General features: G+C 37.9%; 24 protein-coding genes. 15 read left to right on the top strand and 9 right to left on the bottom strand.

All coding sequences use genetic code 11. The features are described 5' to 3' along the window. The first annotated feature begins 24 nt into the window (after positions 1-24). On the top strand, positions 25-948 hold the full coding sequence (locus tag ACHUE3_RS02420) for a hypothetical protein (RefSeq protein ID WP_394189817.1): 924 nt from the start codon (positions 25-27) through the stop codon (positions 946-948). Here ACHUE3_RS02420 and ACHUE3_RS02425 read toward each other — a convergent pair. Both ACHUE3_RS02425 and ACHUE3_RS02430 read right to left on the bottom strand, forming a co-directional pair. Then, positions 940-1965: a GGDEF domain-containing protein gene (locus tag ACHUE3_RS02425; protein WP_394189819.1), complete on the bottom strand. Its 1026-nt coding sequence runs from the start codon at positions 1963-1965 to the stop codon at positions 940-942. The two genes, ACHUE3_RS02420 and ACHUE3_RS02425, sit on opposite strands and share 9 nt — an antisense overlap. 154 nt (positions 1966-2119) lie before the next feature. Then, a complete protein-coding gene (locus ACHUE3_RS02430) occupies positions 2120-2548 on the bottom strand; it encodes an Lrp/AsnC family transcriptional regulator (RefSeq protein ID WP_099293519.1) in 429 nt (142 codons plus the stop codon). Positions 2549-2729: 181 nt separating this feature from the next. On the opposite strand from ACHUE3_RS02430, the gene ACHUE3_RS02435 reads away from it, so the two are divergent. The 4 genes from ACHUE3_RS02435 to ACHUE3_RS02450 are packed head-to-tail and all read left to right on the top strand — an operon-like array spanning position 2730 to position 7354. Further along, positions 2730-3935, top strand: coding sequence for an aspartate aminotransferase family protein (locus tag ACHUE3_RS02435; RefSeq protein ID WP_394189821.1), 1206 nt, complete (start codon positions 2730-2732; stop codon positions 3933-3935). Between the two features lie 44 nt (positions 3936-3979). Further along, positions 3980-5014 carry an arginine N-succinyltransferase gene (gene astA / locus ACHUE3_RS02440; protein ID WP_394189823.1) on the top strand — a complete coding sequence of 345 codons (1035 nt, stop codon included), beginning with the start codon at positions 3980-3982 and terminating at the stop codon, positions 5012-5014. Between the two features lie 16 nt (positions 5015-5030). Next, positions 5031-6512, top strand: coding sequence for a succinylglutamate-semialdehyde dehydrogenase (gene astD, locus ACHUE3_RS02445; RefSeq protein WP_394189825.1), 1482 nt, complete (start codon positions 5031-5033; stop codon positions 6510-6512). Between the two features lie 38 nt (positions 6513-6550). Beyond that, on the top strand, positions 6551-7354 hold the full coding sequence (locus tag ACHUE3_RS02450) for a DUF1338 domain-containing protein (protein WP_394189826.1): 804 nt from the start codon (positions 6551-6553) through the stop codon (positions 7352-7354). An 81-nt stretch (positions 7355-7435) separates the two neighbouring features. On the opposite strand, the gene ACHUE3_RS02455 is transcribed toward ACHUE3_RS02450, so the two are convergent. Then, positions 7436-8713, bottom strand: coding sequence for a flavohemoglobin expression-modulating QEGLA motif protein (locus ACHUE3_RS02455; protein ID WP_394189828.1), 1278 nt, complete (start codon positions 8711-8713; stop codon positions 7436-7438). 194 nt (positions 8714-8907) lie between these two features. Here ACHUE3_RS02455 and ACHUE3_RS02460 point away from each other — a divergent pair, with 194 nt between their 5' ends. The 5 genes from ACHUE3_RS02460 (at position 8908) to ACHUE3_RS02480 (ending at position 13117) form a co-directional block, all read left to right on the top strand. Continuing rightward, positions 8908-9165 (top strand): DUF3081 domain-containing protein, encoded by a 258-nt coding sequence (locus ACHUE3_RS02460; protein ID WP_394189830.1) that lies wholly within the window; start codon positions 8908-8910, stop codon positions 9163-9165. 8 nt (positions 9166-9173) lie between these two features. Beyond that, positions 9174-9473, top strand: coding sequence for a hypothetical protein (locus ACHUE3_RS02465; protein ID WP_394189832.1), 300 nt, complete (start codon positions 9174-9176; stop codon positions 9471-9473). A 103-nt stretch (positions 9474-9576) separates the two neighbouring features. Then, positions 9577-11175, top strand: a complete 1599-nt coding sequence (locus tag ACHUE3_RS02470; RefSeq protein WP_394189834.1) for an AbgT family transporter — start codon at positions 9577-9579, stop codon at positions 11173-11175. 103 nt (positions 11176-11278) lie between these two features. Next, positions 11279-12247, top strand: coding sequence for a Solitary outer membrane autotransporter beta-barrel domain (locus ACHUE3_RS02475; RefSeq protein WP_394189836.1), 969 nt, complete (start codon positions 11279-11281; stop codon positions 12245-12247). Positions 12248-12328: 81 nt separating this feature from the next. Continuing rightward, positions 12329-13117 carry a hypothetical protein gene (locus ACHUE3_RS02480; RefSeq protein ID WP_394189838.1) on the top strand — a complete coding sequence of 263 codons (789 nt, stop codon included), beginning with the start codon at positions 12329-12331 and terminating at the stop codon, positions 13115-13117. A 59-nt stretch (positions 13118-13176) separates the two neighbouring features. Here ACHUE3_RS02480 and ACHUE3_RS02485 read toward each other — a convergent pair whose 3' ends face one another. Together ACHUE3_RS02485 and fdxA are read right to left on the bottom strand one after the other, a co-directional pair. After that, a complete protein-coding gene (locus tag ACHUE3_RS02485; RefSeq protein WP_394189840.1) occupies positions 13177-15408 on the bottom strand; it encodes a carbohydrate binding family 9 domain-containing protein in 2232 nt (743 codons plus the stop codon). A gap of 139 nt (positions 15409-15547) precedes the next feature. After that, positions 15548-15871: a ferredoxin FdxA gene (gene fdxA / locus ACHUE3_RS02490; protein ID WP_394189842.1), complete on the bottom strand. Its 324-nt coding sequence runs from the start codon at positions 15869-15871 to the stop codon at positions 15548-15550. 167 nt (positions 15872-16038) lie between these two features. Between fdxA and ACHUE3_RS02495 the strand changes: the two genes are divergently transcribed. Beyond that, positions 16039-17649 carry an NAD(P)/FAD-dependent oxidoreductase gene (locus tag ACHUE3_RS02495; protein WP_394189844.1) on the top strand — a complete coding sequence of 537 codons (1611 nt, stop codon included), beginning with the start codon at positions 16039-16041 and terminating at the stop codon, positions 17647-17649. Positions 17650-17776: 127 nt separating this feature from the next. On the opposite strand, the gene ACHUE3_RS02500 is transcribed toward ACHUE3_RS02495, so the two are convergent. Further along, positions 17777-19114 (bottom strand): DEAD/DEAH box helicase, encoded by a 1338-nt coding sequence (locus tag ACHUE3_RS02500; protein WP_394189846.1) that lies wholly within the window; start codon positions 19112-19114, stop codon positions 17777-17779. A 281-nt stretch (positions 19115-19395) separates the two neighbouring features. Here ACHUE3_RS02500 and ACHUE3_RS02505 point away from each other — a divergent pair, with 281 nt between their 5' ends. Then, on the top strand, positions 19396-19863 hold the full coding sequence (locus tag ACHUE3_RS02505) for a DUF3015 family protein (protein WP_394189848.1): 468 nt from the start codon (positions 19396-19398) through the stop codon (positions 19861-19863). Between the two features lie 41 nt (positions 19864-19904). After that, positions 19905-21722, top strand: a complete 1818-nt coding sequence (locus ACHUE3_RS02510) for an Lnb N-terminal periplasmic domain-containing protein (RefSeq protein ID WP_394189850.1) — start codon at positions 19905-19907, stop codon at positions 21720-21722. A 51-nt stretch (positions 21723-21773) separates the two neighbouring features. On the opposite strand, the gene dapA is transcribed toward ACHUE3_RS02510, so the two are convergent. Further along, positions 21774-22691 carry a 4-hydroxy-tetrahydrodipicolinate synthase gene (dapA, locus tag ACHUE3_RS02515; protein WP_394189852.1) on the bottom strand — a complete coding sequence of 306 codons (918 nt, stop codon included), beginning with the start codon at positions 22689-22691 and terminating at the stop codon, positions 21774-21776. A gap of 167 nt (positions 22692-22858) precedes the next feature. On the opposite strand from dapA, the gene ACHUE3_RS02520 reads away from it, so the two are divergent. Both ACHUE3_RS02520 and ACHUE3_RS02525 read left to right on the top strand, forming a co-directional pair. After that, positions 22859-23512 (top strand): DUF6058 family natural product biosynthesis protein, encoded by a 654-nt coding sequence (locus ACHUE3_RS02520; RefSeq protein WP_394189854.1) that lies wholly within the window; start codon positions 22859-22861, stop codon positions 23510-23512. A gap of 348 nt (positions 23513-23860) precedes the next feature. Next, positions 23861-24214, top strand: a complete 354-nt coding sequence (locus tag ACHUE3_RS02525; RefSeq protein WP_394189856.1) for a hypothetical protein — start codon at positions 23861-23863, stop codon at positions 24212-24214. Between the two features lie 507 nt (positions 24215-24721). Here ACHUE3_RS02525 and ACHUE3_RS02530 read toward each other — a convergent pair. Then, on the bottom strand, positions 24722-25447 hold the full coding sequence (locus ACHUE3_RS02530; protein WP_394189858.1) for a hypothetical protein: 726 nt from the start codon (positions 25445-25447) through the stop codon (positions 24722-24724). Between the two features lie 281 nt (positions 25448-25728). Then, entirely contained in the window at positions 25729-26016 is a 288-nt protein-coding gene (locus ACHUE3_RS02535; protein ID WP_394189860.1) for a hypothetical protein, read from the bottom strand. Positions 26017-26046 lie beyond the last annotated feature (30 nt).

Raw genomic sequence — 26046 nt, forward strand, 5'->3', positions numbered from 1 at the left:
TATTAATATCCTGCCAAAAAACCTATGCTCAAAAAAAGTTTCTTTACTCTCATCATATCTACCGTACTGATTTTAGCGGTTATTATCGGTTCATCTATTTATACTCTTTATAGTAAAAAGAAACTAACAGTGGATGCACGTCTTAAAGAAATATCAGGTATCGAATTTGATAAATCTAATCAACTTTGGGCCATTAATGACGGTGGCGATGATGCTAAGCTTTACCGTCTCAGTGAAGATGGCTCAATCTCAAAAGAAGTACTTGTTACTAACGCTAAAAATATAGATTGGGAAGACATAACCCAGAATGACTTCGGGCATTTTTTCTTAGGTGATTTTGGTAATAACAAGCAAGAGCGCCGATGGCTAACTATTTATAAAATTGAAAACCCCATCGATATAAAAGGTAACTCTACGCAAGCTGAAATTATTAAATTCACATACCCTGAGCTCAATGACCAGCCTGTTGCACCTAATAAACGAAATTATGACTTAGAGGCTTTTGTTGCATTTGGCAGACATTTATATCTTTTTACAAAAAACAGAACTAAACCATTTGATGGCATAACCAACGTTTATAAAGTGGGCGATCATGCTGCTAACTTTAATGCACAATTAGTTGATTCATTTCAAACATGTACCACAATGGAAAAACTATGCTGGATAACATCGGCTGCTTTAAGCCCAAGCCGAAAAAAACTAGTCTTACTCGATTCAACGAGTATCTGGCTATTTGAAAACTTTGAAGGTGATAAATTTTTCTCTGGTGACGTGTCTCAAATTGATTTAGGCATTGTGACTCAAAAAGAAGCCATAACCTTTTATGATGAAAACACGCTAGTATTTACCGATGAAGAATTTAAGGGTATTGGGGGTAATGCTTATGTTATCAAGCTCGATGAAGCAACAAAAAAGGTAATTAAAAAATCACCTTCCCAGTTAAAATAAATCAATGTCAGAATGGTTCTCTTTGGTATCTATCAAATTCTTTGTGACTAATTCATCGTAAAAACATAATTGGTCACGCCCGTTTCTTTTAGCGTAATAAAGTGCTTTATCAGCATTTTCGACAACCGAAATAGGAAAATCATAGGGACTGATCCTAGATAAGCCAATACTCAAAGATAGGTTTGATACAAAAGGAAATTTTGTATTTCTCACTAAATCTAAAAATGTATTTAATTTAGCTTGGATAAAATCATAATTTGTTGGTTCAAATACCAATACAAACTCCTCTCCCCCAAAGCGAAATATTAAATCTGATGAACGAAAATAGCTTTTCATTTTTTGTGCTAACAATAACAACACTTCATCACCACATACATGGCCGTATTCATCATTTACTTTCTTAAAGTGATCAATATCAACAATCGCAAGCCAAGAGGAGGAACCTGAATGCTTAGAACGTTTTTCATCTGTTTTGATGATTTGATGCTGCTTCGCCATTTGCTTTTCAATCAGTAACTTGATCTTTTTATCAAACGTTTGACGATTCAATAGCCCTGTCAGTTTATCTGTTTCACTTTCATGTAAAATTGCTAAGTAATTTTCGAAGATACGACAAAACGCATTCAGCAATACCTGATCTTCACTTTCTAAATGCTGCGATAAAATAGCGATAACAGCAACGGGTTTATCACGCACACAGATAGGAAGCCATCTACGTTCTTTGTTGTTATCTGATTTAACAGTAATAATACAGGAGGAGGTAATACATGAAATTAACTCAGCATCTGGCTCTTTTATGACGTCTTTATCTTGCCAAATAAAATCACTTTGAGATAAAAACTTTAAAGAAGCGCTTCGTTCAATCCGCAACTCTCCAACGACTTCTAAATCTTTATATATCGATATTTCTTCACACTTAACGAACTCTTGAATCGTAGAGATTATAGTATACTCGAGTGAGTCTACATCTTTGTTTTTCGTAATTTTAATAATTGAATTTAGTAAACCGACTTGCATAAGCCCTCAAAAGCCAAATCTTTGTGCGATAACACTATTTGACACTAATATTATTAAGCTTTATAGGAACTAAGTGTAGTTCCTATAAAAGCTATTTACACTAAATTGTTATGACTGATATTAAACTTATTATAGTGATTTATTTACTATTACCCTAACGATTAAATTTAGTTTCTAAAATAACTGAAGATGTAGTGCGCTCAACGCCATCTAAATTGCCAATATCATCAAGTAAATGACTTAACTTTTCTAAATTTTGTGCCTGAACAACAGCAATTAAATCAAATTCACCGCTGATCGCATATAACTGTGAAATAGCATCAATTTGCTTAAGCTCTAAATTTGTTTTCGTTGTTAGTTTTTGCTTAACTTTAATTGATACATGTGCAGCAACCATCGCATTAAGGTATGCCTCCCCATAGTCAACACTGTAGCCTTTTATAACACCCGTTTCTTCTAACTTAAGCATTCTACTTTGAACAGTTGAACGTGATAAATTCAGCGCCCTTGCTAAATCAGAAATGCTTGCACGAGCGTTGGTTCTTAAAATTGCAAGTAGCTTTTCATCTTGCTTTCCTATCACTTTGCTAACTCCATTCATCAATATGACTTTTATTATAGTCATTTTTAACAATTTAGCACTGCAAATTTAACTAACGAAGCTAGATAATAGGTAAATAACAATTAAATGCTGCTTCTAGCAGCCAAATGATATTTAGATACACGTTCATTCATTTTCTTATTCGCTATTTAAGGTGCGTCAAATGCAAGTTTCTCGAGATTTATTCAACGATGTCATGGTCCCAAATTATAACCCTTCTGCTGTAATCCCTGTGCGTGGTGAAGGCTCTCGCGTATGGGATCAAACAGGAAAAGAGTTCATTGATTTTGCAGGTGGAATTGCGGTTAACTGCCTTGGTCATTGCCACCCAGCACTTGTTAATGCGCTTAAAGAACAAGGCGAGAAGATTTGGCATTTATCAAATGTAATGACTAATGAGCCAGCATTACGATTAGCAAAGAAAATTACTGATGCAACATTTGCAGATAAAGTTTATTTTGCTAACTCTGGCGCAGAAGCAAATGAAGCCGCTCTTAAACTCGCTCGTCGTTTTGCACTAGATGTTCACGGTGAAGACAAAACACAAATTATTGCTTTTAACAAAGGTTTCCATGGTCGCACTTTCTTTACTGTCACTGTAGGTGGTCAAGAGGCCTATTCAGATGGCTTTGGCCCTAAGCCTGCAGCTATCGATCATTGTGACTATAATGACCTTGCTGCTTTTGAACAGCTAATTAGTGATAAAACCTGTGCTGTGATGATGGAGCCACTGCAAGGTGAAGGCGGTATTATTTCTCCTACTAATGAGTTTATCAAAGGCGTTCGTGAGTTATGTGATAAACACAATGCATTATTAATATTTGATGAAGTGCAAACCGGTGTTGGCCGTACTGGCTCTTTATACGCTTATCAAGATTTAGGTGTTACACCTGATATTTTAACAACAGCAAAAGCGCTTGGCGGTGGCTTTCCAATTGGCGCCATGATAACCACAACAGAAATAGCAGCGCACCTTAAAATAGGTACTCATGGTTCAACATACGGCGGCAATCCTTTGGCATGCGCCGTTGCTGAAGCTGCATTTGATACTGTAAATAATCCAGATGTTTTGGCAGGCGTTAAAGAGCGTGAACAGTTATTCCGTGACGGTTTTGCCGCGATCAACGAAAAGTATGATGTGTTTAGTGAAGTTCGCGGTAAAGGACTATTATTAGGCGCTGTACTTAATAGTAAATTTGAAGGTCGAGCTAAAGATTTCTTAGTTGCCAGTATTGAACATGGCTTAATGAGCTTAGTGGCTGGCACCAATGTTATTCGTTTTACACCATCATTAGTGATACCGCTTGAAGATATAAAAGAAGGCCTTTCGCGTTTTGAAAAAGCCGTAGCTGATGTAGTAAACGGTTAATTTAGTTTAGCGCTCTTTAAAGAGCGCTAATGGAGCTTTAATAAATGCATGTATTACGCCCTATCAAGAACACTGATTTTGAAGCGTTAAAACAAATCGCTATCGAATCTGGTCATGGTTTCACATCGCTACCCGTTGACGATACTTTGTTACTTGAGAAAATTGCCCGCGCAGAAAGCAGCTTTTCTAAAGACATCAGCCAACCGCTTGATGAAAGCTATTTCTTTGTCCTTGAAGACACTGACACAGGAGAGGTCATTGGTACAACAGCCATTGAAGCGGCTGTGGGTCTTAATGTTCCTCTTTATCATTACCACCTTGGTAAAACAGTCCATCATTCACCTACTTTAAACGTTTATAACACAGTAGATATTCTGAGTATGTGTAATGACTACACTGGTTGTTCTGAAATCTGCACGTTATTCTTACGTGAAAATAGTCGAAAAGGGCTAGCTGGACGTTTCTTATCACGCTCACGCTTTTTATTTATGGCACAACACAGTGAACGCTTTGCTGACACAATTATCGCCGAAATGCGAGGGGTAAGTGATGAAAACGGCCATTCTCCATTTTGGCAGTGGCTAGAAGAGCATTTTTTTAGTATCGAATTTCCACAAGCAGATCACTTAGTAGGTTTGGGGGATAAGGTTTTTATCAGTGAGTTAATGCCTAAATACCCTATCTATGCGAATTTGCTGAGCAAAAGAGCTCAAGAAGTGATTGGTAAAGTGCATGAAAAAACTAAACCAGCACTTAAATTACTAGAAAAAGAAGGATTTGAACACAGAGGCTACGTCGACTTGTTTGATGCAGGCCCCACAGTAGAAGCAAAACTTGGTAATATTCGCAGTGTAAGGGATTCAATAGTGTGCCCGATTTCTATCGGCGAGCTTGATTATGTAGATGAACAAAGCTCTGATACGTTGGCAATTTGTAATCAAGGAGTAGCGGATTTTAGAGCAACGTTTACCAAGCATGCACATTACAATCATGCTAAGCATACTCTAATCGTGAGCAAAGACGTTGCACACGCCCTCAAACTAAAACAAGGCGATGCAGCGAGATTTTTTCGCCTGTAAACAAAGTAGGAATTTTATGAGTCCTGAATCTCAAAACAACCAACTAATAAATAATCAATGGCAAATAGGTCTGGGTCACAGCTTTAGCTCGATAAACCCAAGTAATGGCGAAATACTATGGCAAGGCTTAAGCGCAAGTCCAGAGCAAGTTCACAACGCTATTAAAGCCGCACGTAACGCACAGGTTAGCTGGGCCGATACGCCTCTTGCAGAACGCATCAGCATACTTGAAAATTTTGCTGCTTTGTTAAAGAAACACAGCGAAGAATTCGCCACAATTATAGCCAAAGAAACAGGCAAGCCTATTTGGGAAACCCGCACTGAAGTAGGTGCTATGACAGGTAAAGTTGCTATTTCAGTTAGAGCCTATAACGAACGTACCGGCACCACTGAAAACCCTATGCCTGGTGCTAAAGCCTTTATTCGCCATAAACCTCATGGTGTTGTGGCAATATTTGGCCCGTATAACTTCCCTGGTCATTTACCGAATGGCCATATTGTACCGGCAATTTTAGCGGGTAATACGGTGGTGTTTAAGCCTTCTGAGCTGACCCCTTATGTTGCGCAATTTACACTTGAATTATGGCTGAAAGCGGGCTTACCTGCTGGCGTAATCAACTTAGTTCAAGGTGAAGTCGAAACAGGTAAAGCACTTGCAAGTCATCAAGATATTGATGGGTTATTCTTCACGGGTAGCTCAAACACCGGGCATATATTGCATAAACAGTTTGCAGGCCATCCGGGGAAAATTCTTGCACTCGAAATGGGAGGGAATAACCCATTAATCGTCAAAGATGTTGCTAATGTAAATGCTGCTGTTCACGATATTATCCAATCAGGTTTCATAACATCTGGTCAACGCTGTACTTGTGCACGCAAGGTATTTATTGAAAATGGATCAAATGGTGATGCTATTTTGGCTAAGCTTATTAGCGCAACTAAAGACATTGTTGTCGATGATAGTTTCGCAGAGCCTCAACCATTTATGGGCGCAATGATCAGCGAGCAAGCTGCTTTAGGAATGGTGTCTGCACAGCAAGCTTTAATTGATTTAGGTGCAACTTCATTAGTTGAATTAACACATTTAAAAGCAGGCACTGGATTTGTCAGCCCGGGTATTATTGATGTCACCGACATTGGCGATATACCAGACGAAGAGCACTTTGGCCCATTGATTAAAGTATACCGTTATGATGACTTTGATGCTGCGATAGCACAAGCAAATAACACTTCATTTGGTTTATCTGCAGGCTTATTAAGCGATTCAAATGCTGACTATCAACACTTTTTAAAACGTATTCGTGCCGGTATTGTAAACTGGAACCGCCCTATAACTGGTGCTTCAAGCGCTGCGCCTTTTGGTGGTATAGGAGCAAGTGGTAACCACAGAGCAAGCGCATATTATGCTGCTGATTATTGCGCATACCCTGTTGCATCCGTGGAGGCTGAACACGTTAATTTACCTTCTAGCCTTGCGCCGGGCTTAATCATCGAATAATTAGCAGACGCTATAGTCAAAAAATTTAAGGAATTATAATGCACACAAACGTAAACACATTATTTGAAAACTTATGGCAAAATTACTTAGCTGTTACTCCATCAGCAGTAAAGGTTCATGAGTTATTGGGCTCGACTCAAAAAGACGACATCCTAAATGATCACATTGCACTGCGTACTTTCAACCATGAAAAAATTGGCCTTGAAAAGCTAGCAGCTCATTTTTTAGCTATTGGCTATAAAGAATGTGGTGAATATCATTTTGAAGCTAAAAAACTCTATGCAAAGCACTATGAGCACCCAGACACCACGCAACCAAAAGTGTTTATCTCTGAGTTGCTGGTAGAAAAGTGCTCACCAGAGCTACAGGCTATCGTTAATGATATGGTTGAGGGCATTGATGAAAGTGCTGTCACGGCAGAAAACTTCTTATATTCAGGTACACACTGGCAAGTCAGCTCTGACACCTACAAAAAGCTACTTGAAGAAAGTGAGTACGCAGCATGGATGTCTGCTTGGGGTTACCGTGCAAACCATTTTACAGTAAGCATTAATGAACTTGCCCAGTTTGATAATATTGAAGCCGTAAATACAGCGCTTAAAGATGCTGGCTTTGCATTAAATACATCTGGTGGCGAAGTAAAAGGCTCTCCTGAAGTATTACTTGAACAATCATCTACGCTAGCTGATGACTTTGCAGTTCAGTTTAGTGACACAAAAATGAGTGTACCAAGCTGTTTTTATGAATTTGCCCTTCGTTATAACAAACCAGATGGTGAGCTCTATACTGGTTTCGTTGCAGCTTCGGCAGATAAGATATTTGAAAGCACGAACGCACGTTAATAAATACCGATATGAAAAACCTCACTAATTTAGTGAGGTTTTTTTGCGTAAATCTATTCAAAAGGGCTGGCTCAAATAACACTATAGAAATAAGGGCTTATAGTCATTTTCCAATTGCTCAAAAGATAACTCACCGATAAAACGGCCAAAGCTAAGCCATGTAGCAATACCCCGCAAATCTTTAAAGTGTGGTGGCACAAATTTAGGATCTTCTATTACACCCAAATCATGTAGTTGGGAGATTAATCTAAAATCATCAATCGATATTTTACCAACCAACAACAGATGCAGCTGATCTATCCTACCAAGCTGTATTGCAACGCGAATAAAATTATAAACAAGCACAAACCCCTTAATGTAGGCGATGTCCTTAGTAAAAGGTAAACCGGTAGGTGTACTGCCACGAAATACCCGTTGCGCTAAGGTATAGCTTTCATCTTTACTTAAACCTTGCGCTACATAGTCGCGGTAAATATCTACAAACTCAGCTCCATCAATTACTTTAGTCACCGCTTGAATACGGTTTACAAGCTTTGCTAAACGCCGAGGGGTTGATTTGAGCGTTATTATTTCAGTTAATACCGCCAACCCTTCCTGCGTTACAGTTGAGCTTGGTGTGCCTTTGCTTAAGCAAGTAAGGTAAGGCTGAGCCAATCCATTTTGTGTTGTACCTACATGAATCCACCCTTCATGCACCTCCAAAATATCAAGCTCACGCTGCGAGAACTTCACATCTTGATTTAGCTTTATATTGTTTGCACCTGCAGCCGCATCACTAACAATACCGTCGCTTAGAATAACTTCAACATCAATACCTTGCATACTCATGCGAACTTGATCTGCAAGGAGTTGAACCGCTTCATCTGCTTCAATGTTTTTCGGATCATCAGGTAAGATATCAGCGGCTAATAAGTCTTTTAATGGCATTTCCAACATATTTGCCAGTTCAGATAAAGAAGGCTCCCCGGCATGAAATAAATCTTTCGGATGACCGTACAATTCCACAGATAAATCATGAAACTCACCAGTGCCTCTGTACTCAATCATACTTAAAACAGTTTTATACTCTGTGCACATTTTGCTCATGTATTGCGCTATTGGATTAAGCTGCCCAAGTTGGCTGATAATATTACGATTTAGATCAGAAAACGCTTGGCGCAATTCACTAGGAACAAAGCCTAAATCACGCTGTTGGTAGTATGCTTTATCTATTAATGGGTTTTTCTGACATTTCTGTTTGAAAAACTCGTCTTTTACATTTTTATCCCAATTAATCGCATCTAAAATACGAATAGGGGTTTGTAGAGCGATAAGTCGGTCAGATAATTCGCGTGTTTTATTGAGTAACGCTTTGTCCATAGTGCTAAAAACTCAGTTAAATTTATGATTCGAGCATAGGTTAATTTTATTAAATTTCAAAGTTATATTGAGCACTCTAAACAAGATATTTTCAAACATAATCACGTTTATTTTATATACTATAGAAAACATTATGATAGCCATTATTAAACCAGATTGACTTTTTCAACGTATTATTGAAAAACGGAGGAATCATGAAAAACGAAATTGAAGGTAAACAAATTTTAGCTGTTTATGAACAAATCATTCAACACGGCGAGAATACGCAAGAAGGTAAGCTTTACATGGGGTTAACTGCTTATTCTGACATTGATGGGTATACTATTTATCTAAAAGGCAGTGGCGTGCTATTGCGCTTTGGTTTTCATAACACATATCACCTAGACTATGAGCACGATAAGCACAAAGATGATTTTCTCAAAAAGCTGTCAAACATACTGAATGAAGCCTAGGAGGTAAAGTGCCTAGAGTACAGCGAAGACAACGACCAACATCGCGCAGACACTCTCTTTTTATTAATCAAGTTGTTGATAATTTAAAAGCTGATCCCAGTAAGCTCAACATTATTCGCAATAATCTTGATGAGTATAGGCAGCAACAATTCTTAAAACGTGGCTTTTTATTAGCTATTGAACGGTTTGATTGGGTATTTGAAGCAAGTAATGATGTTAATCAGATTTGTGAACAAATATTGGCTGATGATTATATAGGCAACAGATTGAGGCGTTATCCCCTTTTATTTAAAGGGGTAGTTAATTAAACACACATTCAACGTACCTAACAAGTAAGCTATCGTTTATAGGTGATACCTCAGCTTAAAAATGGTAAATTGCGGCAATTTTTATAATTTTGAGTAATTTGCTATGTCTAAAGCAGTTGACACTGCAAACTCAACAGAAACAAAAAAAGAATCGGGCTTATTTAACCGATTTTTATCAACTGTTGAGTTTTTGGGGAATATGTTGCCCCACCCTATCACTTTATTTGCGATGTTTTGTGTGGCGATCATCGTCTTCAGCGGTATAGCCGATTGGTTTGGGTTAAGCGCTATAGACCCTCGTCCCGTTGGTTCGGCAGGACGCGATCCTGATGGTGTTATTGAAGTTGTAAGTTTATTAAGCGCCGAAGGCCTGCAACGTATAGTCACAGGTTTGGTGACTAACTTTACTAGTTTTGCTCCACTAGGCACTGTATTGGTTGCTTTACTTGGCGTTAGTGTTGCTGAGCATTCAGGCCTTTTATCTGCAGCAATGCGTGGCATGGTTATGGGCGCATCTAAGCGTTTAGTAACATTTATGGTGGTCTTTGCCGCTATATTGTCAAATACTGCATCTGAGCTTGGCTATGTTGTATTAATACCACTAGCAGCAATGATATTCCACAGCCTTGGTCGCCATCCTCTTGCTGGCTTAGCTGCCGCGTTTGCTGGTGTATCGGGTGGTTACAGTGCAAACTTATTACTAGGAACTATCGACCCATTACTTGCTGGTATAACCACACCGGCAGCACAGATGATTGATCCAAGTTACCAAGTTGGCGCTGAGGCCAACTGGTATTTCATGATGATATCAGTACTGCTTATTGCGCTTTTAGGTACCTTTGTTACTGAAAAAATTGTCGAACCACGTTTAGGAAAATATAACCCTGATGACGCCAGCGCCGATCTAGCTGATAACAATATTGAAGGGTTAACAACATTAGAAAAAACAGGCTTAAAATGGGCTGGGGTTTCTTTACTTTTAGTCTCTCTTTTATTGGCATGGACTATCGTGCCTGCTGATGGCATTTTGCGTAACCCAGAAACCGGCCTTGTAGCTCACTCTCCGTTTTTAAAAGGCATTGTGGTCTTTATATTCGTTACGTTTGGTATCCCAGGCTTTGTCTATGGCCGTGTAGTCGGTACCATGAAGAACGATAAAGATGTCATTGATGCTATGAGTAAAAGCATGAGTTCAATGGGTATGTACATTGTACTTGTATTCTTTGCTGCACAGTTTGTTGCATTCTTTAAATGGACAAATCTCGGCACTATTCTGGCAATTAATGGCGCTGCATTATTACAAGCGCTTAATTTAACTGGTCCTGAGGTGTTTGTATTGTTCATTTTTATGTGTGCACTAGTAAACTTAAGCCTAGGTTCTTCCTCTGCTCAATGGGCTGTTACTGCACCTATATTTGTCCCAATGCTAATGTTGATTGGTTACGCGCCAGAAACAATTCAAGCGGCTTACAGAATTGGTGACTCTGTAACAAACTTAATTACTCCAATGATGAGTTACTTTGGCCTCATTCTCGCTGTTGCAACTAAGTATAAAAAAGACATGGGTATAGGTACACTCGTTGCAACAATGCTGCCTTACAGCATGTTCTTCTTTGTTGGTTGGGTTGTATTGTTTTATTTATGGGTATTTGTTTTAGGGCTACCGGTTGGCCCAGGCTCCCCTATTTATTACACGCCTTAATATCAGTGAAAGAATACCAGCCAAGGCTGGTATTCTTTTCTCTGTGTTGTTTTAAAGAATAAACCTATTACACTTACTTTATTCAATTCTTATTAATTTTAATATGCCTTCGTATTTATTAATAACGCTATGTATATTGTCGCTGTTTTCATCCAATACATTTGCAAATGCAAAAAAACAGCTTGAATCAGCCTTTGCGGGCTCTCTAATCTTAACTAACGGTGAGAGCATCTCGCTAGGGTATGGTAATTTTGATCCGAATATACTCATTAACACACATCAAAATAACCTAGAGGCGGATGAAGCTTTAGCGTTAAGACAACAGCTTACTTTATATAGCCTGCCGTTTGATTTTAATTTCAACGAGCCAATCTTAAATCACAGAGGTACCTTTCATACTAGAGTCAGTTATTTAGAACAAAGACACAATGTCGCCATATTTAATAAAAAACAGGCCGATATCAATACAGAAAAAATATTTAATGCGACTGTAGGAGCGAGTATTGAGCATTCTATTGGTTCGAAATGGTTTTATAGCGCAGGAATAAATTCTCACTTGATGCACTACAATAATGATTACATTTACAACAGCCAACAGAGTAAGCAGCGATTGAAACCCCTTCTTGATGGAAATTATGTCAATATCAGCAGTAACTCTGTCATTATTAACCCTAATGCCTCATTAACTTATAAACTCCCTAGAAACTGGGGCCATTATGAATACAAGCTAAAATTTGAATATTACTATGGCTGGGCACTTTCAAAACCTCAATCACTTAAATCTATCAATCCAGAAAGCTGGCAAATAAATAACGCTATTAAAGCAAATTTTAATATGTTTTCTTTTTTTGATTTTACACAATCATTTTATGTCAAAGCACAGCGAGTAGACCTAGGCGCTGATGCAATTGCACCACTTGGAACAAACCATTTTTACGAATATGGTTTTGGCTTTTTATGGGATGTATCGCATTGGACTGATTGGTTTGATAATTTTGGCATTGGCATAAATATACACAATGGCAGTGCATTGAATGGTGGTACCATTGTGATCTATTTTAATGAAATTTAAAAATAGCTAATTGTATTCATATTGTAAACAAGGGTTGTTACACTATGCATACTAAACTTATTAATAAAATGGACTTTACTAATGAAAAATACACTTTTTCTTTTATGCCTATTTAGCTCAAACGTATTTGCCCTAGAGCTACAAAAGTACCCTATAGTGTTAGAATCGCCGCTTGGTGAGCAAGTGACTATTGTCGAAAATCACGATAAAACACAAGCTTTGGTCAAAGTTGTAGGCGTAAACCATCCCATTGATGAGGTGGTGTTTTTAACCGATCTACTCCCACATGGTAGTATTAAAGCATATAAATACACCTACGACGGACAACAGCGCGCGTTGGTTACCCGTGAGCAAGGTTACAGCTGTTGCAGTTATTCGTTATATTTACCAGATACCAGTAAAGCTATCTATTTATCTGAATTAAAAGACAAACGTAATAAAGCAATAAGTGAAGACACATACGCCCAATACAAAATGCAATTGGATAAAGGCGTTCAATCTAAGCTTGCATTATTCAATAGAGAACGAGCAATTGAAAATCTCGCATCGGCTTTGACAGATGCAGATGAAGCACTAGCCAAGCACTGTGGAAAAGAAATAAAAACTAAAGTTAACTGGCATGAGTTGGATAATAGTACCTTACAGACCTATGCTGTAGGAGCATACTGTGCTCAGGTAGCAAATGTATTAGTAAAACAATGTCAAAACTCAGCACTATTCAAGTCAAAAATAAAACCGTTTAAATCTGTTGATTGTACCTTTAGCGACGAACTGAAACTACGTCACACTCAAAATACTATTAACTTTAAAACAGCCCCAAAAGAACCAAATCAGATTCAGTTTGTAGAAGCCTACTTTAGGAATTTGTAATAACTTGCATCAATAAAAACGAGCCTAAATAGGCTCGTTTTTATTTGCTTTATTTATCACTAAAGCTGCCATGCGTAGCTTAATTTTGTGAAGAATGTTCGTTGGTCTCTTTCTAGGTTTTTTAACCCATCATTTTGAAAACCTTTATCAGAGTAACCGAGGAAAAATAAGGTCTGCGCATTAATCTTATACGAATACACTAGTTGGCTTCCATACTCTTTATTTAATTGGCTTATGCCATAGTAATACGCATCTTGGTTTCTATCTATATCTTCAAACTGTAAAATCAGTTTGACCATAGAGCGCATATTGAATTTATAATATACCCGCAGATCGGTTAAGTTTGCAGTAAATACATTCTCACCCTGAGGATTATCTAGGCGATTATAGCTATGCTCAACTTGCAGCTGCCAGTGGTCATTTATATCCCACGTCATTTCAGGCTCAATAATAAACTGGTCACCCAATTGCTCGTTACTGTAATCAATTTTACTACCGAATTCACTGTATAAGTTAAGCGTTATGTTTTTAGTTGGTTTAAACCCGCCCCAAATATAGCCAATGTTTTGATTGTAAAAATTATCATAATAATTTTCTTTACGATGGATAAAGCCTAACTCTAAAAATGACTGCATTTGACCTTTTAAGTAAATATACCCTTCATATTCTTCTTCCAGTAAAGTGCCGTCTTGCGCCCACGTTTTATCCCAATCTAGGTTATATGAGTATTCCGTTACTAGATTATTCGCATCTAAATACCAAGATTGACCACCGCCCACTAATGCTTTCTTATAATCAACTTTTGCTTGATAGCCTAAATCAGTTCGATAGTCATCGCCAATGTCTTCATAACTTGCAAATAATTTATAATCACGCTTCTCACGAGTAAACTCTACTTTATATGCTTGGTCAGACTGCTCCTCTTCTAAGTCATAAAAATCAACAAGGTATTTCGAGTTTTGACTGTCAGAACTGGCTATTTGATAAAGTATGCTGTCGGTCTGATTAAACCAATAACTACCATCAAGCGAAACCACACTATTTTTGTAATTATCAGCCTCACGGTGTGTTGTTGTTACACCTATCGTGCCTTTATCACCTATATCATACTGATAACGACCCACCGCAGATTTAGATTTTTCAGCTAAGTTTGCAAAACCAGAGCCCTGGTTGGTAGGTAACAAAATACTGGTATTTTCATCATCAGCATACATAAATGCATAACTATGAGCGTCTGACTTACCTGTTATTTTTGCGCCGATTTTCGGCTGTGCAATAGTACGGGTATAAAGCAGCTCAAATAAGCTACTTTTAAAGTATGACGCGCCATCAAGAAAAAACGGGCGCTTTTCAGCATAATAGATTGAATAAGTGGTATTGACATCAAGCTCTAAACTATCAGCTTCTACTTGTGAGAAGTCAGGATTAATTGTCGCATTAATAACCGCGTCTTGGCTGATACCCCAACGTAGGTCTAACCCAGCTTCGGTATCAATATCACCATTACTCCAATCCCCAGGTACAGTGTCTTTCATATCATGTCTAAGAGCTGTAACAGTTGGTGTTAGCTGAATGTTTTTACTTGGCTCCATTGCATTAAAACCAGTGATTTTATCAAATTGACAAAAGCTGCATTTTACATCGCGATCAAAGCCCACATTGGCTAACTGGTACATTACATCCCGCGGATAGTTTCGCCACACAGCGATACTCCATGTCATATCCGCTTTGTTTTTTGGAAATCGTAATGCTGTAAAAGGAATACGCATTTCAACTACATACCCCTCATTCGTAATTTGCCCTGCACTATCCCAAATCGTATTCCAAGACGGGTCTTCACTCCAGCCATCGGTATCCGTCATGCGCATATCTCCCTGCGCACCTAATGGGTTAACGTAAAACTCATACCCCGTTCTTTCATCATTGAAGGTATCTATCATTAAGGCAACGTTATCATCTGCCCATAGCGTGTCTCGATCACGTAATGCTGCTCTTATATTCTCTGGGTTATCATCATATGCCATAAACGCGACATATAAATATTGCCCATCTTCATATAAATACGCATCAGTTTTAACCGGAGGAACCCCTTTTTCGTTAGGTTCATTTTGATAAATTAGTGGGATCAAAGTGGCGTTTTGCCAATGCGGCTCTGAAAGTTCGCCATCCAAGTCTATTGATTGTTCGATGTGGGCTAAAGTGAAGTGTTGTTTCTGGGCCATTGAATCCGCGCTAAAAATCAACACGCAGATGATCAGAAGAGTTTTTATTATTAGATTATTGTACTGCATAAACATCCATTTAGATTCGATTACTCAGAATAAGTAATTTAACGCGTGGATTGTAATTTAGTGAGGTACATTTGTTAACATTTTTATGATTAAAATGTTAAATATAATAATAAATTCGCAGGTATTTTTTAAAAACAACTTATGTTTCAATAAGCTTAAGCTTGTTTTGGACACCATTCCAGTTGTCAGCATCACTCGGAGCAGGCTTCACCTCAGTAATACGCGGCCAAATAAGGGCAAGTTCAGCATTTAGTTCAGTAAACTCGACTTGCTCTTTCGGTAGCTCATCTTCTTGATATATTGCCTCTGCTGGGCATTCAGGAACACATAAACCACAATCAATACAATCGATTGGGCTTATAGCTAGGAAATTAGGGCCTTCATAAAAAGCATCAGCAGGACACACAGCCACACAGTCAGTGTATTTACACTTTATACAATTTTCTGTGACTACAAATGCCATAATACGCGTGCTCAAGGGTTAATAAAATATAAGCGGAAGATCATACCCAACCACAGCAAAAATACAATAAATAATCACTGCCATCAGCGCTTAAATTAACGTAAAATAGCTATATATTGTGAGCATAGCTGAAGAGTTATCGCTAAGACACCTAACAGAGATTAAATATGATACGTTTAACCGAAATAAAGCTACCGCTTGATCATGACGAAGATGCCTTACAACAAGCAATTTTAACCAAACTAGGCATAGAAAAAGCGCAGTTAAATAGCTTTAATGTATTTAAACGTGGTTATGATGCACGTAAAAAAACCGCTATCTTACTTATATATACCCTAGATGTTGATGTTGAAAATGAAGCAATTTTGCTCGAAAAATTCAGTAAAGACCAACATGTAAAAACAGCCCCCGATACACGCTACAAGTTTGTTGCTCAAGCACCAGAAAGTTTAAACCAAAGACCAGTAGTTATTGGTTTTGGCCCATGTGGTTTATTTGCTGGATTAGTACTAGCACAAATGGGCTTTAAACCCATCATTTTAGAGCGAGGCAAAGAAGTAAGAGAGCGAACAAAAGATACCTTTGGTTTTTGGCGAAAACGTACCTTAAATACAGAATCAAATGTTCAGTTTGGTGAAGGCGGCGCTGGTACTTTCTCAGATGGTAAATTATACAGCCAAGTTAAAGACCCTAAACACTATGGCCGTAAAGTTATTACCGAGTTTGTTGAAGCCGGTGCACCCGAAGAAATTATTTATGTCAGCAAGCCCCATATCGGGACCTTTAAATTAGTCACTATGATTGAAAAAATGCGTGCGCGTATTGAAGAGCTTGGTGGTGAGATACGTTTTAGCACTCGCGTTGACGATATCTTACTCGATGAAGGCCAAGTGACAGGTTTAAAACTCTCTTCGGGCGAACAAATTGACACGCAGCATGTTGTACTTGCTGTTGGTCACAGTGCACGTGATACATTTAAAATGGTCCACGATAAAGGCATTTATGTTGAAGCTAAGCCGTTTTCTGTCGGTTTTAGAATTGAACATAAGCAGTCTATGATTGACGAATGCCGTTTTGGTGACAATGCCGGAAACCCAATCCTAGGCGCAGCTGACTATAAACTTGTTCACCACTGCGATAATGGTCGTACCGTTTATAGTTTTTGTATGTGCCCTGGTGGCACTGTGGTTGCAGCAACCTCAGAAGAAGGTCGCGTTGTAACCAATGGTATGAGCCAATACTCGCGTAATGAAAGAAATGCAAACAGTGCAATCGTTGTGGGTATTTCACCTGAAAAAGATTTCCCAGGTCATCCACTTGCAGGCATAGATTTGCAGCGTAAGTTAGAAGAGCAAGCTTATGAACTTGGCGGAAGTAACTACGATGCACCTGCGCAGTTAATTGGCGATTTCTTAAAAGGCAAAGACTCAAGTGATATCGGTGATGTGAAACCGTCTTATACTCCTGGCATTAAGCTCACTGATTTAGGAAACGTTTTGCCTGAATTTGCTATTGCAGCAATTCGAGAGGCAATCCCCGCATTCAATAAAAAAATTCGCGGGTTTTCAACCAATGACGGTCTGTTAACAGGTGTTGAAACACGCACCTCCTCACCTATTTGTATCAAACGCGATAAAACGATGCAGAGTATTAATACGCAAGGTTTGTATCCTGCAGGTGAAGGTGCCGGTTATGCGGGCGGTATTTTATCGGCGGGCATTGATGGCATCAAAGCAGCCGAAGCACTTGCTTTATCAATGCTTGAAAAGCATAGTTAAACTAACAACTAACAACTAACGACTAACGACTAACCATAGCATTGATTCACACTGCTTGAGTCAATTTTGAGCAATAAAAAAGCCTGACTTATCAGGCTTTTTTATTGTTCTTAACTTTCACTGAACACTATTTTTTAAGTGCTAACTTTGCACCTTTAAGCGATTTACGCACACCAGAAATACGTGAACGGTTTTTAGCGCGCGCTTCACCCGTTGCTTGCCCTGATGGTTTATTAGTATGACTACGGCGTAAATGTGACGGCTTTTTACCAATTTTATCAATTAGCACATCACGGTTACTTACTTCATAGCCTTGTAAGAATTCACGTTTAATTTTTTGACCAATCAAGGTTTCAATTTCAAACAGCATGTTTTCTTCTTCACGGCTTACAAATGAAATTGCTTCACCATGATTACCCGCACGACCCGTTCTACCTATACGGTGAACATAATCCTCAGCAAGCCAAGGCAGATCAATATTAATTACGCGAGGAAGACCGTCAATATCTATACCACGAGCTGCCACTTCAGTCGCAACTAAAACACGGACTTTACCTTCTTTAAAATCACGAAGAGCACGGCGTCTATTGCCTTGTGATTTATCACCATGGCAAACAGCTGCAGGAATACCATCAAGGTTAAGTTCTTTTACGAGAACATCAGCAGTGTCTTTCATATTGACGAAAACCAGAACTTGCTGCCAATTTTTCTTACCAATAAGTTCAGATAATAACTCTTGTTTACGGCGCTCTTCAACAGGGTAAACAACGTGATTCACCGTTGCTGCGGTGCTGTTTGTTTGATCAACACGGACAATTTCAGCTTGCTTCAACACTTTACTAGCAAACTGTTTAATAGCCGCAGGGAAAGTAGCTGAAAACAATAAAATTTGACGTTCTTCTGCACAACCATTAATGACCGTTTGCATATCAGTGATAAAACCCATATCAAGCATACGGTCTGCTTCATCAAGCACTAAATGCTTTACCTGCGCAAGGCTTAAATTACCTAAACGAATATGATCAAGTAAACGCCCCGGTGTGGCAACAACAATATCAACACCTTCTTTTAAGCCATTGGCTTGTCCGGCAATGTTTACGCCACCAAATAAACACACTGTTTTAAGTGATGTATATTTAGCAAAATCTTTAATATTATTTGCAATTTGCTCGGCTAACTCTCGTGTAGGCGCAAGCACTAAAGCACGTGGTGCATTAGTTGCAGTATGAGCAGTATGAGCAGTATGAGCAGTATGAGCAGTATGAGCAGTTTCAGATAATTTATGAATAATAGGCAATGAAAATGCAGCCGTTTTACCTGTCCCAGTTTGGGCACTGGCTAAAACGTCTTTGCCTTTTCGCACTGCAGGAATAGCACCACGTTGAATGGGCGTAAGGGTGTGATAGTTGAGTTCATCCAACGCCTGAATAAGTTCAGGAGAAAAACTAAAAGATTTAAAATTCATGCTGTATTACCTACGGCCACATATCAAGGGGTCGCAAATTATACAGCAAAAGTGAAACAACCGTTAGTTAAAACAACTTAAACTTACTTTTATCCTTAGCTTTTAACAATCAGACTTTTAAACCACACGAAATAGGTTAAAACCCAGTCACAACGTACTGGGTAACCACGTACCTTTTTTTTACATTTTTATACTAGGCATACATTGCTTTTAATTGAATGTTATGTGTATTATCCACCAGCCTTTTAAAAGGCCTCATTTAAAATAAGGATAAACTAATAATGATAAAAAGTTGTTTAAGTGCTGCAGTTTTAGCAACTGCATTTATTTCTATGCCGTCACAAGCAAATAATGGCATTAACCCATGGCAAGAATGTGGTATTGGCGCGATGGTATTCCCAGAAAATGGTGTTGCCGCGGCAATTTCTAACATTATTTGGGATTTGGGTACAACAGCCGTTTCATCAAACATCTCTTCAGTAGGCAGTTGTGAAGGCGCAAACGTTAAAACGGCACAATTCATTCAACAAACTTTCCCAGTGCTTGAACAAGAAATCGCACAAGGCGAAGGTGAGTATATTTCAGCAATGTTAAATGTACGTGGTTGTGATGCAATAGCACACCAACAAATCATCAGCACTGTGCGCAATAATTTTGCAAATGCACCTGTAGATAACCCACAAGCTTTTTATGAGTTAGTTGAAGGTCAAATTTCGACTAACTTTTCAGCTCAATGTGCTGCTATCTAATTATTTAAGGGCTTAACGGCCCTTTGATCTTCGGTTAAGAAATGAATTTATTTATTCCCGTCATTAGTTTTTTTTTATTTCTCTCTTTCTCTAGCTTTGCTTTTAATTCACCACATTCACTAGCTAATAACCCAATTTGGCTAAAGTTAGGTCACTATAAAAGCCATATAAAGCCCGATAGCTATATTACTAATAACTCGTTTTTTTTAGCTAAAGATGGAAAAAACAACCCACTTTCAGAGCTTAAAGCGACGCTTCATGCCTTTGATACAGACGCATCAATGCAGTGCCAATTTCCTGCTCGCTATCAGTGGCTTACAGAACAAGGTGTCTCTTTTAAGCAAGGCACTGTTAGCTGTCCCGACTTAGCAAAGTGGCGAGATAGTCAAAAAATTCATTCTGTCAGTCTAGTATTTGCATCTGGCTATATGAGTAATCCTGCATCTTTATACGGCCACCTTTTACTTAAACTCAACCGCTCAACAAAGACAAAAAATCAACTGTTAGATTATAGTATTAACTATGGTGCACATGTTCCTGAAAATGAAAATGGTCTGATTTATATAACAAAAGGCTTATTTGGTGGCTATAAAGCCGGCTTTTCAGATCAGCTTTTTTACCGCCACCAACATAACTATGGCGAAATAGAATTAAGAGATTTGTGGGAGTACACGCTTGACTTAACACCCCGAGACGTGACTTTTATTGCGAACCATTTATGGGAGCTATTAGGTACGGATTTTGATTATTATTTTGCAGATGAGAATTGTGCATTCCACCTTGCGCAGATTATTGAATTAGTGATTGGTGACCAACTAACCAAATCAAGCACGCCATGGGTTATACCTGCTACTATTTTTTCTCGTTTAGAAAGGGCGCAATATAATGGTAAAAAGGCGGTTAAAGAAATCAAGTTCACACCTTCTAGAAATACTGTATTTAACAAACATATAGATGGATTAACTACAAAAGAAATAGCTTTTGTCAAAAGTATCTACTTGTCACCTAAGGTACTGTCAAGTAATGACTTTTTGAATTTAACTATACATTCTCAAAAAGCAATCATTGGCACTTTATTTGAGCTGGTACAACTCAAACAAGTACAAAAGCAAACACCAACCCTGACTAATAAGTTAAAAAAAGCATTGATAAAAGCGCGATTAAAATTACCTATTGGTGAAAACAAACATAACTATCAATATTCCAAGCAACCTCCACATAAAGCACAAAAGGCATCGAATACGTCTTTTACAGCAGCTCATAGCGCTGCTAATAACTATTTTAAAGTTGGCTTTAGGCTTAGTTATTTTGACTCTCTTGCGTCTGATATTGCCCGTATACCGTTTTCTAATTTAGAAATGCTGGATACTGAAGTTACTCTCAATAACAACAATTTTTACCTAAATAAAGTTCACTTGTTAGACTTAGAATCCTTTAATCCCAATTCACTTGATTGGGCCAATGAAACAATGTGGTCGTGGAAAATAAACCTTGGTTTTGAACGACAAGAATCCTTATGTAGATCGTGTAAAAGCACTTTTGCTGTGGGAGGCGTTGGCAAGTCCTGGCAATTCAATGAGCAAACTTTAACGTATGTGCTAATTAATGGTGCTATAGGCGACTTACCTTTAAACAGTCATTTTTATGATTCTTCAGTTGAAGCAGGCATTATCACTGGCAGTAATTCAGGCTTAAAACTCAGAGCATCGTTTGAGCAATCTTACCTTCACAATAAATTGCCAGGAATTGCGAATTTAGAAGTGTCACTGCCAATTAACCAAGACTTAGATGTACGGTTTGCTATTGAGTATGCAAATGAATCAGTGTGGCAATTAAAGCTTAATTACTATTGGCAATAACACTACTTTCAGCCCATATTATTATCGGCTGAAAGTAGTGTTCTGAAATATTTAAGATAAAACCAATACAGTATCTATATCTAAATTCTCAGCGAAACGACCCACAACATCTTGCTCACTAAGCTGGTTTATAAGCGTTTTACCTTCAATTTGTTGTGCTGAGCTTAGCGGTGTGTAAGGCATTCTAAATACCGGCTTAACAGCGCCTGTCATCATTAATGCGGTGTTTATTGCAATCGGATTAGGTTCGCAAAACAACCAATTCATTAATGGCTGTAACGAATTGTTTAGTTCTTCATTTTTTGTATCTATTAACTGACGAAACAATCCTGGGATCAAGTTAGAAGTAACTGAAATCACACCATGTGCTTTGTAGGTATGTCGTGCATTGTGGGCTTCGTCATCATTACCAGACCAACACGCAATACCTTGCTTTTCATAATGATCAATTCGCTCATTGCCACCGCACTCTTTAACGCCGATAAAGTTTTCATGTTGTGCTAAAGGCTCAATAATGTCAGGAGTTAAATCTTGCCCAGTTCGTCCTGCAACGTTGTAAATAAAAGCAGGACCAATGGCTAAAACGCGTTTAAAGTGCTCTTTCACACCAGCAATAGAAGTACGGCCATAATAAGGATTAATTTGTAGCGAGGCATCCATACCACTTGCAAACCCATACTGCGTAGCTTTAATTGCTTCACGCGTATTATTGCTGCCAGTGTTCCCTACAATGACAAGTCTGTCTGAGTATTTATTTACACTGTGAGCAATAAGCATTAAGTGCTCTTCCCAGTTCATTAACTGGCCTTCACCCGTTGTGCCACCCACAACAATACCATCAACACCCGCTGCAATTTGCTGTTCAACTAAGTCATCATAAGTCGCAAGGTCGATTTCACCCGTTGATAAGTAAGGGGTTTTAATTGCTGTAATAAGACTTGCTTGTTTAATTTGTTCTAGGCTGCGCATAAAAATATATTCTTAAAAAAACTTGCCGTATTTGTAACATATATAGGTTTATTTTGGGAGTTCTGCATAATGAAATTATAAAATAACTTGTGTTATGTGTGACCCTGGTTCAGAATGCACTGTACAAATAAACAGTATTTATATTTTATAACTTTGAGTGCCACTTTATGCGTTTATCACAATTTTTAGCGACCCACTTTTATCACAGCGAAGAACTCTGCCAAGCGCTAGCCATTGACGAAGAAACACTCATAAAATGGCAGGATTCAGGATTATTTCCTAAGCCAAGCTACTGCATTAAAAATACCCTTAGTTGCAGCTCCTACTCTGGTTTATATGAATGCGAAGAATATGACGACTACTACCCACGCGGTAGTGTGAACTGGGGACAAGGGTTAGCTAAACAAAAAATTGAATCATCCAGTCATGCATTTAATTATTTTGCACAACAATATATGGCTGCACTCAATAAGCTTGCGCAGCAAGGATTTGTCTTTAACGAAGAGCTATTTGGCAGTGAAATTGAAGAGCACTTACAGCAAGTATGGCAACAATTTTTATGCAGTAAATATGGTGTACTTACACAAAACGGATTAATTGATGAAATAGCCGCTGTTGATATTGGTCGCCTAGTCGTTGATGACATTACGGAACTGCGTACTAAAGCTAGCCTCAATCAAGATGAGAGGGCACGACTTCACCCAGCTCTGAAATTACTAAATCGTGCATTGAGTCATGGCGCTGAACATGAAAAACAGCACACATTAAGAACACACTACATCGAAGCTCTTGTGCTTAAATATGATTTATCAATTAAGTAGTTGTATTACAGTGCCAAACTTAAAAAAGTTGCTCATTCTCTAAGCTGTACTCAATTATCAGCCTTTAACCTCTAAGCTACTCGGTATATCACTTTTATGAGTTAAAGTGGCGCGGTGACTTGAATTAAAATACGGTATTATTTTTTTGCATTTTTTGTGTTTACAACTACGCTTAGCCTAGGAAATGGAGATTGTTATTTAACCTTTTCAATTAAAATAATGTTTGTAGGTTATAAAGTCACTCCACCATGATGCATAGGAATGAGAATTAAATGCCTGAGAACTATATTGAAATATAGTTAGGCGATAAACTTTGCATCAACAAAACTTTAAATGCTAAGGAAAGCTATGAATATTAATAAAATCACCTATTTTGTAAAAGTGTTGGCTATTGCTTCATTTATTGCTATTTGCGTTAAATATTTTAGGCCTAATGAAATAAGCTTTTATCTATTACTTACCCCATACCTTATTATATATCTCTTATCTATGGATTATCATAATCTTGAAACAGCTTGTGTTAGGGGCTGCTCTGCAGTTTTGAGCTTTGTATTAGTGCCTTATTTGGTATTCGGGGTTGAGCTCGATATTCATGCAGGAGTTGGGATTTTACTTGCTTTAGTTGCCCAATTAACAGTGATAACTTCATCTGAAATAATTGTTCTATTATTTATAGATAAGCGTAATGAAACAGCAACTTAACATACAAATTCAGTATAGAGATATATGTATACGTCGTGCTGTCACAAACTTTAAATTTAGAGCACATTGCATTTTAAGTTAAACAGGCAAATTAGATACTATTAATAAACACAATAATTTTATTGATAAACCCTAGCCCTATTTAACAGCCAAACTAAGGTAAATTTTATAGATACCGATGGTGAACACAATGAAAACTTCGCCCATTTAACTAGACATATTAACTCAATAACCCCCTGAGGCTGATAGAGTTAATTTTAACGTTCAACTATATTTGAAGTTAATTTTACTCAATAATACTTAACCTGAACTCTGGTTAAGAGATGTACTAATATATTGATATTAAATCACAAATATACTTATTAGTCTCCAGCCGGAAACTGTTAGCGGTAAAAGTAGCCGCTGGAGATAGATTTATTATCCAGATTTCAGGTTACTTACTTATCGAATGAGCCGTTAGATTTAAACTTTATCTATAGTGCGGTTGCTCAGAAGCTCGCATAAATATCAAAAATTTGTTTTATATACACTATTGTAAAGCGGTGCAATGGTACTGTGTTTAAACCATTGTGCTTGCGAATAGAAAAAGGCGTCTGTTTGAGCGGTTTCTTTAATGACATTGTCTATTTTTTTTACCAAAGCCCTTCCTTCAACAGAATTAGTACAGGCTATATAACCTAGGCTATGGCTACCTGTTTGTATAATAGAGTATTCAAAAACCTTATTAGAAAGAGCTTGGCTTGCATACTGAGCAAAAACATTAGGGTACTCAAGAAGAAGGTCGAACCTTTTCTTTTCAAACATTTTTACAAGCGAACTTGACCGTTTGCTGGCATGAGTATTTAGTATTTCTAATTTTCCAATACTCTTAACATTAAACCCATAGTTACGAGCTTGTTGTATTGCCAAAAGTAAATCAGGCTCAGAAATCGTTCTTAAATCAACAGTGCTCGATTCAGATAATGGTACATGGCTATATAACCTCAATCCAGGGAATACCACTTGAGGTACTTTACTCATCGCAAACATAGCATCACGTTCAACAGTTTTTCTTAAATTACCTCTACAACTCAGTTGTGTTTTATCTGACAAAAGTCGTAGTGCACGAGCAGTATTTGCATGTACATATTTGATAGGCAAATCTAGCTTTGTTTTTATCTCTTGGAAAGTCGTGTGGTTGACATTTATGGAATTTTTATCTAATTCATCTTCAATCCAAACAAGCTCTTGCATAGCCATTACCTTTGTGGAAAAGGCAACACATAAAATAAAAAATATTTTCACACGCAACATTTTGCTCATTTAGTAATAGATGAAAATTAAGTGTAGCACGAAATCAATACACTGTATTTGCGTTATAAAACAGCCAACAATTGTTAATAAAATACTATTCAATTTAGAGCCAACTCAATAGTTTTGCACTGTTGCTTAAATAGGTAAACCATATTTAACCAAAATTAAACACCCAACTATATGGCTAACTACAGCAAGTAAACGCAGAAATAATATCTATTTTATGACTCTTGATGCTCAAATTGGCCACGGTAAACTTCAAACACCTTTAAAACGGTGTGCTGCGCTTTATTTAAGCCATCAAACCAAGTATCAAATAAATCATCGTCATCTTGATCGCTCAAAGCTAAGTATTGCGCAAGTAATTCAACGATATCGTTATGAGTGCAACTAAGTGGATCAATCTGTTGAGCAAGTAATGAATTATCTTTACTTCTCAATGTATCCATAACACTTTGATCTATTTGTTGGCCTTGCTCATTGGTGGTATTTGGTATTTGTTCGCTCATACTAAAGCTTGCCTTCTTTTTCTTGGTTAC

It is taken from the genome of Pseudoalteromonas atlantica (assembly GCF_043641955.1).
Classification (GTDB): domain Bacteria; phylum Pseudomonadota; class Gammaproteobacteria; order Enterobacterales; family Alteromonadaceae; genus Pseudoalteromonas; species Pseudoalteromonas atlantica_A.

Excerpts from the sequence above, each read along its gene's own strand:
- ACHUE3_RS02420 (WP_394189817.1), top strand. The coding sequence starts at position 25 with ATGCTCAAAAAAAGTTTCTTTACTCTCATCATATCTACCGTACTGATT.
- ACHUE3_RS02425 (WP_394189819.1), bottom strand. The coding sequence starts at position 1,965 with ATGCAAGTCGGTTTACTAAATTCAATTATTAAAATTACGAAAAACAAA.
- ACHUE3_RS02435 (WP_394189821.1), top strand. The coding sequence starts at position 2,730 with ATGCAAGTTTCTCGAGATTTATTCAACGATGTCATGGTCCCAAATTAT.
- astA (WP_394189823.1), top strand. The coding sequence starts at position 3,980 with ATGCATGTATTACGCCCTATCAAGAACACTGATTTTGAAGCGTTAAAA.
- astD (WP_394189825.1), top strand. The coding sequence starts at position 5,031 with ATGAGTCCTGAATCTCAAAACAACCAACTAATAAATAATCAATGGCAA.
- ACHUE3_RS02450 (WP_394189826.1), top strand. The coding sequence starts at position 6,551 with ATGCACACAAACGTAAACACATTATTTGAAAACTTATGGCAAAATTAC.
- ACHUE3_RS02455 (WP_394189828.1), bottom strand. The coding sequence starts at position 8,713 with ATGGACAAAGCGTTACTCAATAAAACACGCGAATTATCTGACCGACTT.
- ACHUE3_RS02460 (WP_394189830.1), top strand. The coding sequence starts at position 8,908 with ATGAAAAACGAAATTGAAGGTAAACAAATTTTAGCTGTTTATGAACAA.
- ACHUE3_RS02470 (WP_394189834.1), top strand. The coding sequence starts at position 9,577 with ATGTCTAAAGCAGTTGACACTGCAAACTCAACAGAAACAAAAAAAGAA.
- ACHUE3_RS02475 (WP_394189836.1), top strand. The coding sequence starts at position 11,279 with ATGCCTTCGTATTTATTAATAACGCTATGTATATTGTCGCTGTTTTCA.
- ACHUE3_RS02480 (WP_394189838.1), top strand. The coding sequence starts at position 12,329 with ATGAAAAATACACTTTTTCTTTTATGCCTATTTAGCTCAAACGTATTT.
- ACHUE3_RS02485 (WP_394189840.1), bottom strand. The coding sequence starts at position 15,408 with ATGCAGTACAATAATCTAATAATAAAAACTCTTCTGATCATCTGCGTG.
- fdxA (WP_394189842.1), bottom strand. The coding sequence starts at position 15,871 with ATGGCATTTGTAGTCACAGAAAATTGTATAAAGTGTAAATACACTGAC.
- ACHUE3_RS02495 (WP_394189844.1), top strand. The coding sequence starts at position 16,039 with ATGATACGTTTAACCGAAATAAAGCTACCGCTTGATCATGACGAAGAT.
- ACHUE3_RS02500 (WP_394189846.1), bottom strand. The coding sequence starts at position 19,114 with ATGAATTTTAAATCTTTTAGTTTTTCTCCTGAACTTATTCAGGCGTTG.
- ACHUE3_RS02505 (WP_394189848.1), top strand. The coding sequence starts at position 19,396 with ATGATAAAAAGTTGTTTAAGTGCTGCAGTTTTAGCAACTGCATTTATT.
- ACHUE3_RS02510 (WP_394189850.1), top strand. The coding sequence starts at position 19,905 with ATGAATTTATTTATTCCCGTCATTAGTTTTTTTTTATTTCTCTCTTTC.
- dapA (WP_394189852.1), bottom strand. The coding sequence starts at position 22,691 with ATGCGCAGCCTAGAACAAATTAAACAAGCAAGTCTTATTACAGCAATT.
- ACHUE3_RS02520 (WP_394189854.1), top strand. The coding sequence starts at position 22,859 with ATGCGTTTATCACAATTTTTAGCGACCCACTTTTATCACAGCGAAGAA.
- ACHUE3_RS02525 (WP_394189856.1), top strand. The coding sequence starts at position 23,861 with ATGAATATTAATAAAATCACCTATTTTGTAAAAGTGTTGGCTATTGCT.
- ACHUE3_RS02530 (WP_394189858.1), bottom strand. The coding sequence starts at position 25,447 with ATGCAAGAGCTTGTTTGGATTGAAGATGAATTAGATAAAAATTCCATA.
- ACHUE3_RS02535 (WP_394189860.1), bottom strand. The coding sequence starts at position 26,016 with ATGAGCGAACAAATACCAAATACCACCAATGAGCAAGGCCAACAAATA.